Raw genomic sequence first — 13,112 nt, 5'->3', positions numbered from 1 at the left:
TTCTTATCGGGTTTCCAAACGGGTGACGCGGCGCTCCAGACGATCCATGCGGTTTGTCAAACGGTCGACTCTGTTTTCCAAGCGATCGAGGCGGCGATCGACACTTCCAGGTCCTGGTCCTGGTCCCGGTCCTGGTCCTGGTCCTGGTCCCGGTCCTGGTCCTGGCCCTGGTGCTGGTGCTGGTCCCGAAACCGGGATGAAGAGGGTTTGCCCGACATAAATGTAATAGGGCGGTGCGATTCGATTGGCGCGAATCAGCTCCTGCACGGGAATCCCGAAACGGGCGGCGATGCTGTTCAGCGTATCGCCAGGTCGAACGGTATAGTTCACTTCCACCACTCCTTATATGAGCACTCGATACTAACGTATGCCCGGATAAGGGCTGATGGCATGCGTCACATGCCCATTTTTGCATGAAAATCATACAGCCTCGCTGATCGCTAATTTGAAAACCTGGCAACGCCATGCTTTTTGTCGGAGCCGCGGTTGCATTATCTGTACAAAAAAGGGGCTGTCCCCCGTCTTTCCAGACGTGCGGGACAGCCCCTATTCGTTTTCGTTTCGCCTTATTTAAAAACAGGTTCAGCAAAATCTGCCAACCGCTCTTTGGAGGTTTTTTCTACATCGGCATGCAGACTGTTTCCGTGCGAATCCATCGTCACGATCGCTGCAAAGCCTTTTACGCGCAGATGCCACATCGCTTCCGGAATTCCGAATTCCATGAAGTCAACGCCTTCGACTTTTTCCATGCATCGTGCATAGTACTGCGCTGCGCCACCGATCGCGTTCAAATATACCGCACCGTGCTCACCGAGTGCTTTCAACGTTTTCGCACCCATGCCGCCTTTACCAATCACCGCGCGGATGCCGAACTTTTTGATGATATCGCCTTGGTACGGCTCCTCGCGAATGCTCGTGGTCGGACCTGCCGCTTTCACGTGCCACTCGCCTTCACGGTCTTTCAGCATAACCGGTCCGCAGTGATAGATGACGCCACCGTTCAAATCAACCGGGCAATCGTGATCCATCAAATATTTGTGAAGCGCGTCGCGGCCTGTGTGCATTTCGCCGTTGATGATGACAACATCGCCGACTTTCAGGCTGCGGATTTGCTCTTCGCTGATCGGTGCTTGCAGCACGATTTCGCGGGGCTCTTCATCCTCAGTAGCCGCAACTGGCGCTGCCTGATCCATTTTCACTACTTCATCTTTATAAACATATTTGATGATTTCGCCGGTATTGACATCCACTTGTACGCCTTGGCGACGGAACGCCCAGCAGTTGTACGCAACGGAAACGAAGAAACTCGCTGGCAGGCGATTTTCCACGCCGATTTTACAGCCGAGCAGCGTAGTGTTACCGCCGAAGCCCATCGTACCGATACCAAGCTTGTTGGCGTTTTCCATAATATATGCTTCCAGCTTAGCCAAATCTTCGTTCGGATTCACATCGTCAACGCGACGGAACAGCTGATGCTTCGCGAGCGCGTAGCCGGACGTACGATCGCCGCCGATACCGACGCCGATGAAGCCTGCGCTGCAGCCTTGGCCTTGCGCTTGGTAAACCGCATGCAGGATGCATTTACGAATACCGTCCAGATCGCGGCCCGCTTTGCCCAAGCCTTCCAGTTCGGCCGGAAGCGAATATTGAATGTTCTTGTTTTCACAACCGCCGCCTTTGAGAATCAGCTTCACTTCTGCATAGTCTTTTTCCCATTGCTCAAAGTGAATGACTGGTGTTCCCGCACCCAGATTGTTACCGGAGTTTTCGCCTGTGAGCGAATCAACCGAATTGGGGCGCAATTTACCTGTTTTGGTCGCTTCCACGACCGCTTCGAGAATCGCTTTTTTCATCTCGATTTGGTTTGCGCCTACTGGCGTCTTGATTTCAAAAGTCGGCATTCCTGTATCTTGGCAGATTGGGGATACGTTTTCTTCCGCCATCACGATGTTTTCAGCGATAGTCGCCAAAGACAGCGCAGAACGGGTGCCTGCATCCTCATTTTGTTTGGCAGCGTTGATCGCGACGCGCACGTCAGGTGGCAAATACGTAGACGTTTCGGTGATCAGCGCAAGCATGCTCTCTCTAAACTTTTCCATCTATGTCGCCTCTTTCAATCTAGTAAGTGTGAAGTCTCACGAAACGTCTATTATTATAGCATACCTACGCGCTTGGTGAGCGCCAAGTTTTTTTACAGGGTGGTGGAAACAAAAAGGAGGATGTGCCGTCAAAGAAGTAGAAAAACTTGCCAATCGGAAAGGAAGGTCATCCATGAAAAAATTACGTTGGCTATCCGGCACGCTAAGCGCCCTGATGATCACCGCAGCCGCTTTTCTCATTTTTCCGCCGGATTCATATGCGACCGATGTATCGAACACAAGCAACTCGGTATCTCCACCTTCAACCGAGCCTCTTCCCGTCATCGGGACAGAAGAAAAACTGCGTCAATTGCTGCAAAAAGCGAACGAGCAGCAACAGGCATTCGGTCGCGATGTCATGGTGTTTGAGCAGGCGGTGCCAGCTCCGACCGCAAAAAATGCGGTACCCGCAATGGCCGAACAACGCGATTACTCTGCGACAAATGTCCAGGTCCAAGGCGTAGACGAGGGCGATGTGATCAAAACGGACGGAACCTATCTGTACCAAGCGTCCGGCGAAAAAGTGGTCATCACGCGCGCTTATCCTGCAACAGACATGAAAGTTGTGAAGACGCTCCGCTTCGATGGCGGCAATTTTATGCCAAGCGAGCTGTACGTGGATGACAGCCACTTGGTCGTCATCGGCACCTCATCCACGAGAACGATTCCATCCAAAAAAGCATCCGCCACTGAAATCGCCCAGCCCTACTATTCGCCTACGGTGCATGCGTATGTGTACGATATCCGCGACAAGGCCCACATTGCCAAAGTACGCGAGCTGGAGCTCGACGGCAGCTATGTCTCGTCCCGCAAAATCGGTTCGTCGCTGTATCTGGTCAGCAGCAAATATTTGAACTACTACCCGTTTGCGGAGCGCAATCAGCCGATGGAAATGCCGGTCTATCGCGACAGTAAGCAATCGGAAGAGTATCAGTCGATCAGCCTGAAGGATACCCGCTATTTTCCTGATCGCGTTGAACCCAGTTATTTGCTGATCGGCGCAGTCAATCTGGATGCCAACAAGGAGATGAAGGTATCCTCCTATCTAGGCTCCGGCGAAAATGTGTACGCCTCCACTGACCATCTCTATGTCACCCTGACCCAATGGGAGATGCAAGCTACTATCCAGCCGACGGTGAAAATGGCGGGGAATTCGTTCTTCCGTGTGATGCCGCCATCGGATCAGAAAAGCAGCATTTATAAATTTGCTTTGAAAGCCGATGCCGTTTCCTATCAAGGGAAGGGTGAGGTTCCCGGCACAATCCTGAACCAGTTTTCGCTCGATGAGCATAATGGCTACCTGCGCATAGCCACCACCAATGGCGACTTGTTCCGGAATGACGAACATACGTCTAAAAACAACATCTACGTGCTCGATGAAAAGTTGGCGATTACCGGAAAGCTCGAAGGAATTGCGCCCGGCGAAAAAATATATTCCGCCCGTTTCATGGGGGACCGCGCCTATATGGTCACCTTCAAAAAAGTCGATCCGCTGTTTGTCATCGATCTAAAACAGCCGAAAACCCCCAAAATACTCGGCGCGCTGAAAATCCCGGGCTATAGTGATTACCTGCATCCGTACGATGAAAACCACGTCATCGGCTTCGGCAAGGATACGATTGAGGCGATGGACAGCAAGCGCAATTTCGCCTGGTACCAAGGAATGAAGATAGCACTGTTCGATGTCACCGACGTCACTCATCCGGTTGAACAATTTAAAGAGATCATCGGTGACCGCGGCACCGATTCCGAGCTATTGCAAGACCATCGCGCATTGCTGTTCTCCCGCGAGAAAAACCTGCTTGCCTTCCCCGTCACGGTCATGACGCTGAAGCCGCAAGATAAGGAGCAAAACACGGCATCAACTGACTTTCCAGCCTACGGGGAGTTTTCGTTCCAAGGTGCCTACGTTTATTCACTCGATCTGAAAAACGGTTTCCACTTACGCAAAAAAATTACGCACCTTTCCCCCGATGCAGCGCAAAAGGCGGGTGCCAACTGGTATGACAGCAACGACAACATCCAGCGAATCTTGTATATCGGTGATGCGCTCTACACCGTCAGCCCAAATAAAATCAAAGCGTTCAACCTGACGACGCTCACCCAACAAGGAGAGCTCGATCTCGCAAAATAGCACGGTTCGCGCCTCTGTTCGCCTTGTGCAAACTGTGCTACTATGGTACCAATTGCTTCAACTTGAGAGGATGTTGCCGAAGTGGGCTTGCTACAACTGAATTGGATTTCCGTCGTGTCCGGTTTGGCGGCTGTCCTGGTTGCCGTCTTCATTCGGCTGCATTGGCCATTCCGCTTTCAATATATGGGGGCGCTGTTCAAGCGGCCGGAACGGATTATGCGGTTGCTTGAAGCCTCCTATCGGCGTAACGGTACACGCATGGTCGCCATCTTGGACAAATCTAGTCGAGAAATCATGTCGGGCAACTATGACGGCGCCGAGCATTTTATCGCCAAAGGGTTGACCATTTGCAAAAATACCCCATCGCTTTTCAATCAGGCGATGGCACAATATTTGTTTTGTAATTTGTCGGCCATTTATTATTTTCGCGGCAACTATGCGGAAGCGCTCGATCTCGCTGTACGCGTCTACGAGCGTGACACTTCCTCCATCAACGCACTGACGGTTATCGTCTGCTCGCAAGCCCGACTTGGGGATTTGCAGGGAGCAATCGAGGCGTATGGTCTACTTAGGAAGAAGGCACGCAACGAAGTTCATCTCTTTTGCCAAGCCGAGATTGAGGCCGCAAAAGGAAATTTTTCCACCGCTCTCGCCCATCTTCACCGATTGACGTGCTTGCGTTATTTTTACACCATGCATGTCGGACGTGTCGAGCTGGAGAAACGGCGCGAAGAATGGTCAAAAGCAGCGAGCCATACCGGCTGACCATCCCTTTGCGGACACAAAGAACAGCCCCAGCAGACGAACGCGCTGGGGCTGTTTTTTAGTGCAACCGCAGCTCCGCCAAAAAGCTTGGAGTAGCCAGGTTTTCTACCATTATTCGAGAAAGCTTGCAAACCGCTCATCATATTTGGATGGGGTAAACTCGATCAATTCATACTCGGCAATTTCGTGCTTTTTGAATGGGTCATCCTGCAAAATGTTCAGCACCTCTTCCCGCGATGTGCTGTTGACCAAAATGACTCCGCCAACCCGTGGATTGCGCCGGCCGGAGAAGATGAATTTTTTCGCCTCATACTGCGCATCCAAAAAGCGGATATGCTCTTCTAAATGCTTCTCTACTTCCGCAATCGGTTTTTGATACGTAAGCACAACGAAAAACATGGCAAACTCTCCTCTTCCCTAGCGCCGTTTCCATGCAAATACAAACAGCATCAGCCAGCCGTACAAAAAGCTCACGCCGCCAAGTGGCGTGATCGCACCGAGGACTTTGATCCCAGTGACAGCCAGTACGTACAAACTGCCTGAAAACAGGATAATCCCGATCAGCAGCGCCCAGCCTGCTTGAACGAGCTGCTTGCTTGTGCCAAACTTTTCAACTAGAATCGCGATCAGCAAAATGCCGAGCGCATGCATCATATGATAATGAACGCCGGTTTCAAATACCGCCATCATCTCAGCCGACAGATGCGGCTTGAGCACGTGCGCGCCGAAAGCACCGAGGGCTACCGCCAAGAAGGCGCAGATGCTGCCAATCATAATGAAACGTCGGAACATAAATGAATGCTCCCCTTTCCTGCTAGCGTGATCGATAATGAATCTCTTCCATAATAACTGTACAATAGCTGCCCGCCCGTTACCAAAAAAAGAAGTGAACGAACGATGACATTTTTCGAAAAACCCTCTGCCAACAGCAAACACCCCCGCCTGTCCGACGGGGGCCCTTACGCCATGATATCATTGCAAGTCGCTTTTTTTCATCACTTCATTGATGAGAATGACCCCATGCGACATCGTGGTACCTCCCCCGTATGCACCTGCGACCGCCACCGTCTCCGACAGCTGTTGGTGACTGACACCTTCTCTGCGCAGTGCCTCAAGATGGTAAACGATGCAATGCTCATTGCCCGCGAACAGCGATATTCCCAGTGCGATCAAATGCTTTTCCTTTGTGCTGAGCTCCCCAGGAGCAAAGCATTTCGTTGTAAACAAGTTATAGGCATCCATGACACCCGGCATAACTTGTCCAAACGTGCGCAATCCCTCCAAATATTGTGCGGCTAATTCATGCGTAGCCATGTTATCCTCCTCGCAATTCCTGCGTTTCCTTTATCTTCCCACGGAATCCCGTCCTTCATGCAGCGCCAAAACGCGGGTTTGGGGCAATACTAGACATGAGTGAAAGGAGGCGTGTGGATGATTCGTTTGGGCTATGCATGTATCAGTATGGCGACTCCCAATAACCCCAACAAAAAGACGACCATTGCCCAGTTGAACAAACTGGATAAAGCGGGCCAACTGAAAAAATTGCGGCAGGTACTACAGACCAATTTTTTCAACCTGATGGATCTTCTTGAATACAATGCAAAGCATCAAATCTTTCTATACCGCCTGCCCTCCGAGTTTGTTCCGTTCGCTACCCATGAAATTACAAAAGAATGGGACTGGGCCAAGGAATTCGCCTGGGACTTTCAAAAGGCGGGCGACTATATCCGAAAAACAGGCATGCGCCTCACCTCGCACCCTGGGCACTACAGCATCCTCAATACGCCCAAACCCAATGTGCTGGAAGCGACGATCAAAGATTTTGATTACCATGCCAAAGTGTTTGACCTGATGGGGCTTGACCACAATTCTGTGCTGGTAACACATGTCGGGGGATTATACGATGACAAGGAAGCGTCGCTGGAGCGGTTCTCCGCCCATTTCGCCCTGCTTCCTGAGTACGTAAAAGCACGCCTGGTCGTGGAAAACGACGACACCTCCTTCACCATGGTCGATGTGCTTGGCTTATGTGAAAAGCTCGGCATTCCGATGGTGCTCGACGTTCACCATCATCACTGTGTAAACAACGGGGAAAACTGGGTGGACTATATTCCGCGTGTAATCAAGACGTGGGGGGAGCGCACACCGAAAATGCATTTTTCCTCGCCCAAATCGGAAAGTGAGTTCCGCAGCCATGCGGATGAGATCGTGTTGGACGATTTTGAGCGGTTTGCGACGGCTCTTGCCAATTATGACATCGACGTCATGCTGGAATGTAAAAAGAAAGACGAGGCTCTGCTGAATTTGCGCAAAAAATGGGCCGATGCGTCTGTTCGTTCGTAAACGATTGACGCATCGGCGTGCAGTTCGCCCTTTAGGATGAAGAAGATCCGCTGCATCTTCCGCCGCACCCACAACCACAAGAGCTTTCCGCCATTGTGCTCGCGCTACCAAAGCATGAGCTAGAATCCATCATGTGGTGATGGTGATGCATATGTGGACCGCACAATCCATGATAGTGCTGCATGCGGCTTCTGTGGAACATATAGTGGCGGTGGTATTTACGATACCGCTTGCGATTGCCGTAATGCTGGTCACATTTGTGTCTGTAATAGTGCATGCGCTCCATATGGAACTGGAACTTGAAAATGTAGATCTGTATGGATTCATGTTTCGGTGCTGGCTGCGGAATTGGCAATGGCATCGGCATTGGGCGTTCTTTTGGTTTTACGAACACCGGCGGCCGAGGATGTTCTTTTTTCGGCATCATGGGCCGGTTAGGCGATGGCATCATGGGCCGGTTAGGTAACGGCATCATAGGCCGGTTAGGTGACGGCATCATGGGCCGGTTAGGTGACGGCATCATGGGCCGGTTAGGTGACGGCATCATAGGCTGGTTAGGTGACGGCATCATAGGCCGGTTAGGTGACGGCATCATGGGCGATGGCATCATGGGCGATGGCATGACATGTGGATGTCTTCTTTCCTTTTCCAAGTACACTCACGTCCTCTCTTTCGTTACAAGACACAGTACATGGTATGACATTCACCCGCCAAGAGAGACGACGCTTGCCTAGATTGGGCCTGTGAAAGGCGCCCGATTTTTAGGTACCTGTCTAAATTTGCAAGCGGCGCCACATTGTCGTTGACTCCGGGTAAAAAACAGCTACAATAGAGTTGAATACCATTTCAGCTGTTGAAGCGGAGTGTAAACATATGAGCGGATTCGGATGCAATCGGCATGTAAGCGGTGCCATGATAACGATAAAAGGATACGGTGTAAGGGGCTAGGGAAATTTTCCTAGCCCCTTTCCTTTTGCGCTCTTTGCTATGCTAAAGGAGGAAATCATATGGAAAAAACAACAATGATGCAATCTGTATTATTAAACGGTGAGCAATTGACGATCGAGCAAGTGACTGAGGTAGCGCGTAACGTTGGCGTCACCATCGACTTGACGGAAGAAGCACGCGAGCGCGTAAAAGTGTCTCGTGGCATGGTCGAAAAGATGGTGGATGAGCAACGGGTCGTGTACGGCATCACAACCGGTTTCGGGAAGTTTTCCGATGTCGTGATTTCGAAAGAAGATGTCAGCGATTTGCAGGAAAATTTGATTATCAGCCATGCGTGCGGCATGGGGCAACCTTATCCACAAGAAGTCGTTCGCGCCATGATGGTGCTTCGCATCAATGCACTGTCCAAAGGCTTTTCCGGCATTCGTCCTGAGACACTAACCCTCTTGCTCGCGATGGTCAACAATGGCGTGCATCCGATCATTCCGCAGCAAGGCTCACTGGGGGCAAGCGGCGATTTGGCACCGCTTGCTCACATGGTTCTGGTTATGCTGGGCAGAGGCGAGGCAGAATACAAAGGACAGCGTCTCCCCGGCAAGGACGCGCTTCAAGCGGCGGGTCTTTCCCCGATTCGCCTGCAGGCTAAGGAAGGATTGGCGCTGATCAACGGGACACAGGCGATGACGGCGCTGTTGTGCCTCGCCCTCTATGACGCTCGCATCGCGATGGAAAGTGCCGAGCTCATTGCCGCGATGACCGTCGAGGCGCTGCGCGGAATTCCAAAAGCATTCGATCCACAGCTGCACGCCGTGCGTCCGCATCCGGGCCAGCAGGAATCAGCTCGCATCCTGCTTTCCCATCTTGAAGGCAGCGAACGCACGACCGCACAAGGCCAGCTGCGCGTACAAGATCCGTACAGCCTGCGCTGCCTGCCGCAAGTGCATGGTGCTACGCGCGATACGCTCAACTATGTGTGGCAAACGGTCAGTCGTGAATGCAACAGCGTTACCGACAATCCAATCCTGTTTCCTGAAACAGGCGACGTGATTTCCGGTGGCAATTTCCATGGCCAGCCGATGGCTTTGGTGGCGGACTTCCTCGCGATTGCGATGGCGGAGCTCGCCAACATTTCCGAAAGACGGACCGAGCGACTGGTGAATCCGCAGCTGAGTGGGTTACCTGCTTTCTTGACGCCAAATGGTGGCCTGCATTCCGGATTTATGATTACCCAGTATGTAGCGGCTTCGATTGTATCGGAGAACAAAGTACTCTGCCATCCGGCATCCGTCGATTCGATTCCATCGTCCGCCAACCAGGAAGATCATGTCAGCATGGGCACAACTGCTGCCCGCAAGCTGCGCTCGGTGATCGACAATGTGTGCAAAGTGCTTGGCATCGAGTATTTGGCAGCGGCACAAGCCATCGATTTCGGCACAGGCGCACTGGGCAAAGGCACAGCAAAAGCGTACGAAGAGCTGCGCCAAGTCATCCCTCGCTTGGTGGAGGACCGTGAAATGCATATCGACATGGCAAAAGCGGAACAACTTATCAAAGATGGCGTTTTGGTGAGATAGTTGTGGCACGGAATGCTTTGCGTTACAATAAGATTCGTTTCAAGGTCACATTTAACGCAAATGAAGGATGGGAGTTACCTATGCAAGCCAAACCGATGAGCGCTTCACGAACATACATGACAGACATTGTGCTTCCTCCTGATACCAATTTTCACGGCACGATTTTCGGCGGCAAAGTGATGGCCTACATCGACAAGGTGGCCAGCGTGACGGCGATGCGCCACGCCCGAGCTATGGTGGTCACCGCTTCGACAGACAGCCTTGATTTCCTCAAACCGATCCGGGTCGGGCAGGCGATCTGCCTGGAGGCCTATGTTACTTGGTCGCATAAGACTTCCATGGAAGTGTTTGTTCAGGTGGAGGCGGAAGATTTAACGACAGGGGAGCGCCATTTGACCGGCACGTCCTACCTGACCTTTGTCGCGGTCGATGATGAAGGGAAAGCGATCCCGGTACCGCCTGTGTATCCGGAAACCGAGGAAGAAAAATTCCATTTCAACAGTGCAGAAGATCGTTACCGGATTCGCAAGGAACGTCGCGAGCACCGGCAAAATTTCCAAGAATTTTATGAAGCGCAGCAAGGCGAAACTGTATCTTGATGCTCCTTTGAGCGGAACATACGGCTTGGCACATAACAAAAGAGGTGGCCCGTTGTGCGGGACCGCCTCTTTTTTGCTTTTTGATCAGTGTGGCACTTCAGTCGCACCAGTTGTAAAACGTTTCAGTGCAAACGGGCTGAGGTCACATTTCGCCTTTCCTTTTGTCACCCAATCGGCGAGGATCTCCCCCACCACGCTGGAGAATTTGAAGCCATGACCGGAAAAGCCGCCTGCAAGAAATATGTGACGATGCTTCGGATGCTGATCGATAATGAAATTCTCATCCGGCGTCATTTCATATTTGCACACACCGGATCGAACAATCCGCCCTGCAGCAAGCGGTAAATACGTAGAAAGCGCACGGCGCAAATCCGCTTCATCCTCCGGATAATGACCAAACGGATAAAAAGGCGACGATGGAATCCACGTTTGACCAGCATCGTGCCTGCCGATCTTGACCCCTGAGCCGTTAATGCTCGGAAATCCGTAGTACCCGCCCTGCGCATCGCCAAAAGTAAAGCCAGGAAACCGTTCGGCACTGTACAATTGTTCATCCGCCTCAAACCATGCGACCGCCTTGCGAACAGAACGGATCGGCAGCTGCTGGAAGCCTGCGACCGATCCGAACCACGCCCCCAGGCTTACAATCAGCTTGCCTGCGCAAAAATCACCCGAATCTGTAAACACTTTTACACAATCGGATTCAATCTGAATGTCTTTGACAGGGGTATTGGGCACGACGAGCGCCCCGTGCGCTACCGCCTGGGTGCGAAACGATTGAATGCACGCCTCGCTTAGCAAATAGCCTGCATTCGGCTCATAAATCCCCTGTACGGAATCAGGAATCTGGATTCCTTTCCATCTATGGCGGATTTCTTCGGCATTGAGTAATTCGACACGCAAGCCATGCGTTTGCGCTTGCTCGCGCTTTTGCTGCAAAGAAAGCGCCCCTTGGTCCCCCATGTTGAGCACGCCAGTACGGTGTAAGAGCTTTTGTCCCCCGGTTTCCTCCAGCTGCCGCCACAGCTGGTCGGCGCGAATCGCCAGCTTGGTGTAAAGCGGATTGCCCGCATACGCGTGTCGCATGAGCCGGGTCTCACCATGATGGCTCCCCCCCGTATGCGGCGGGTTAAAAGCATCGATCAACAATGTTTGCACGCCCTGCCTGGACAAATAGTAGCCAGCGCTCATTCCCATCGAACCGGCACCTAAAATCGCAACGTCATAGGAGATGATAAGCGTCCCTCCTCTCTTATTCGCACTGTTCTGCGTTCACGAAGCTTACGTGAATTTGATGTTAATCGCCCGCTATACCCGACATAACCAATCGGGTAAATAAGAATTATATTGCTACTATACAAAATTTTGGGTGAGAGCGGGTTATCGAATTTTTCTATCTGCGAATCGAATGTTTCGATCGAGATTAGAAAACCCGGCTACGCCAAGCTTTTGGCTTAAGCCGCGGTTGCACTTATACAAACGAAAAAACGACCGCCTCCCTTACATGGGTATGCGGTCGTCTTCATCCATTTGCATTTGTTCGGCAAGTGTTCGGATCGTGTTTACAACATCTACCCCGAATGCTTGGTGGATGATGAATTCGTTCCATTCGTATGCTGGCCGGTAGCCTTCCAGCGAAAACAGCGAATGATCGAGATGTTTGGCGAGCTTGCGCCGATCCAGGCTCGCGCAGTAAAACTGTTCCAAATAATCAAAGCCCCAACGAGAAAAATGTGCCGTTTCATCCGTTAGAGCAGTGATTAGCAAGGTATCACCCATCTCGATTAGCTCCAGCGGATAAAGCATGCAGCTGAATGGCTTCAGCTGGTACACATCTTTTCCATCGCTTTCCGCGAAAGCATGGATCGCGCAGCAGTTGCGCCCGTTGATTTCTTTGAAAAACACGCAATTGCCATGTTGGCTGCGCAGCGAACCAACCGTATTGAAAGTGTCCCAGATTCCGTGCCTCACTACGCTTTCTTTCGCCTGCTGCGGGAAATACCGTTCCACGATCTCGCCTGCTGCCGCATCGAGAATCGGCTTTTGCCAGTCAGCGACCGCATACGGCTGTCCATTTTCACAGCAAGTCTCACGATGCGCTTTTCTACATTGCCAGCAATCCAAGTGAAACGGGCGCATCAATGCCGGCATATCGAGCAAATATCGCCCATAGACGTACAGGTTCGCTTTCTGCCGCTTTACGTAGCGATCGCATTGGTACGCTTCCTTGCCCGACATCGGATCGCTCGTTCCGTAATAGCGGTAAGATTCCAGCTTGCTCATTTCTGCAGTACAAGCTCCGCTTCCGTTCCATAGAGGGAAAGTCGTCCGTCCGCAAAAGAACCGAGATCTTCTTCGACGCTAGGCAGCTCCATCAAAAGTTCCAGCTCTTCGCCCGCTTCGTTTTCCAATGTGAGCAGCAAGTCTTTTTCTTCAAATTCGTTGTCGGACAACGATACTTTTAAAAGGCGCGCCGCAAAGGTGCTTTCCTCTTCGTCTTCTCCGTCGGTATCCCATTGGGTGAAGATGAACTGTGCTTGCGCTCCCACGAATTCGCTCTCCAAAATGCGGATGAGCTCCGCATGTGTCTGAATGTCCACGAATAATCCTC

The 13,112-nt window shown here is 51.7% G+C and carries 14 protein-coding genes; 6 read left to right on the top strand and 8 right to left on the bottom strand.

Features of this window, described 5'->3' with window-relative positions:
- Positions 1-3: 3 nt before the first annotated feature.
- Together EDM56_RS19455 and EDM56_RS19450 are read right to left on the bottom strand one after the other, a co-directional pair.
- Entirely contained in the window at positions 4-330 is a 327-nt protein-coding gene (locus EDM56_RS19455; RefSeq protein ID WP_122919575.1) for a LysM peptidoglycan-binding domain-containing protein, read from the bottom strand.
- A 236-nt stretch (positions 331-566) separates the two neighbouring features.
- Positions 567-2,099: a fumarate hydratase gene (locus tag EDM56_RS19450; protein ID WP_122919574.1), complete on the bottom strand. Its 1,533-nt coding sequence runs from the start codon at positions 2,097-2,099 to the stop codon at positions 567-569.
- Positions 2,100-2,271: 172 nt separating this feature from the next.
- Here EDM56_RS19450 and EDM56_RS19445 point away from each other — a divergent pair, with 172 nt between their 5' ends.
- Together EDM56_RS19445 and EDM56_RS19440 are read left to right on the top strand one after the other, a co-directional pair.
- Entirely contained in the window at positions 2,272-4,272 is a 2,001-nt protein-coding gene (locus EDM56_RS19445) for a beta-propeller domain-containing protein (protein ID WP_122919573.1), read from the top strand.
- An 81-nt stretch (positions 4,273-4,353) separates the two neighbouring features.
- Positions 4,354-5,037, top strand: a complete 684-nt coding sequence (locus tag EDM56_RS19440; RefSeq protein WP_122919572.1) for a tetratricopeptide repeat protein — start codon at positions 4,354-4,356, stop codon at positions 5,035-5,037.
- A gap of 111 nt (positions 5,038-5,148) precedes the next feature.
- On the opposite strand, the gene EDM56_RS19435 is transcribed toward EDM56_RS19440, so the two are convergent.
- The 3 genes from EDM56_RS19435 to EDM56_RS19425 form a co-directional block, all read right to left on the bottom strand.
- Positions 5,149-5,436, bottom strand: coding sequence for a YciI family protein (locus tag EDM56_RS19435; protein WP_122919571.1), 288 nt, complete (start codon positions 5,434-5,436; stop codon positions 5,149-5,151).
- Positions 5,437-5,454: 18 nt separating this feature from the next.
- Entirely contained in the window at positions 5,455-5,829 is a 375-nt protein-coding gene (locus EDM56_RS19430) for a DUF423 domain-containing protein (RefSeq protein WP_122919570.1), read from the bottom strand.
- Positions 5,830-6,009: 180 nt separating this feature from the next.
- Entirely contained in the window at positions 6,010-6,351 is a 342-nt protein-coding gene (locus EDM56_RS19425; RefSeq protein WP_122919569.1) for a carboxymuconolactone decarboxylase family protein, read from the bottom strand.
- A gap of 117 nt (positions 6,352-6,468) precedes the next feature.
- Here EDM56_RS19425 and uvsE point away from each other — a divergent pair, with 117 nt between their 5' ends.
- The 4 genes from uvsE (at position 6,469) to EDM56_RS19405 (ending at position 10,501) form a co-directional block, all read left to right on the top strand.
- On the top strand, positions 6,469-7,380 hold the full coding sequence (gene uvsE / locus EDM56_RS19420; RefSeq protein WP_122919568.1) for a UV DNA damage repair endonuclease UvsE: 912 nt from the start codon (positions 6,469-6,471) through the stop codon (positions 7,378-7,380).
- 521 nt (positions 7,381-7,901) lie between these two features.
- Positions 7,902-8,114 carry a hypothetical protein gene (locus tag EDM56_RS31700; protein WP_221175994.1) on the top strand — a complete coding sequence of 71 codons (213 nt, stop codon included), beginning with the start codon at positions 7,902-7,904 and terminating at the stop codon, positions 8,112-8,114.
- A 273-nt stretch (positions 8,115-8,387) separates the two neighbouring features.
- Positions 8,388-9,902, top strand: coding sequence for a histidine ammonia-lyase (gene hutH / locus EDM56_RS19410; RefSeq protein WP_122919567.1), 1,515 nt, complete (start codon positions 8,388-8,390; stop codon positions 9,900-9,902).
- An 80-nt stretch (positions 9,903-9,982) separates the two neighbouring features.
- Positions 9,983-10,501, top strand: a complete 519-nt coding sequence (locus EDM56_RS19405; protein WP_122919566.1) for an acyl-CoA thioesterase — start codon at positions 9,983-9,985, stop codon at positions 10,499-10,501.
- An 84-nt stretch (positions 10,502-10,585) separates the two neighbouring features.
- On the opposite strand, the gene solA is transcribed toward EDM56_RS19405, so the two are convergent.
- The 3 genes from solA to EDM56_RS19390 all read right to left on the bottom strand — a co-directional run bounded on the left by solA (position 10,586) and on the right by EDM56_RS19390 (position 13,101).
- Complete coding sequence (solA, locus tag EDM56_RS19400) at positions 10,586-11,737, bottom strand: N-methyl-L-tryptophan oxidase (protein WP_281274970.1); 1,152 nt, start codon at positions 11,735-11,737, stop codon at positions 10,586-10,588.
- 264 nt (positions 11,738-12,001) lie between these two features.
- Positions 12,002-12,784: a DUF3109 family protein gene (locus EDM56_RS19395; RefSeq protein WP_122919564.1), complete on the bottom strand. Its 783-nt coding sequence runs from the start codon at positions 12,782-12,784 to the stop codon at positions 12,002-12,004.
- A complete protein-coding gene (locus tag EDM56_RS19390; RefSeq protein WP_122919563.1) occupies positions 12,781-13,101 on the bottom strand; it encodes a hypothetical protein in 321 nt (106 codons plus the stop codon). Before EDM56_RS19390 ends, EDM56_RS19395 begins: the two co-directional genes overlap by 4 nt.
- Positions 13,102-13,112 lie beyond the last annotated feature (11 nt).

This window comes from Brevibacillus fluminis (assembly GCF_003710825.1).
Taxonomy (GTDB): Bacteria; Bacillota; Bacilli; order Brevibacillales; family Brevibacillaceae; genus Brevibacillus_D; species Brevibacillus_D fluminis.
The sequence above is the reverse complement of the archived record's forward strand: the minus strand, read 5'-3'. Positions and strand labels throughout refer to the sequence as shown.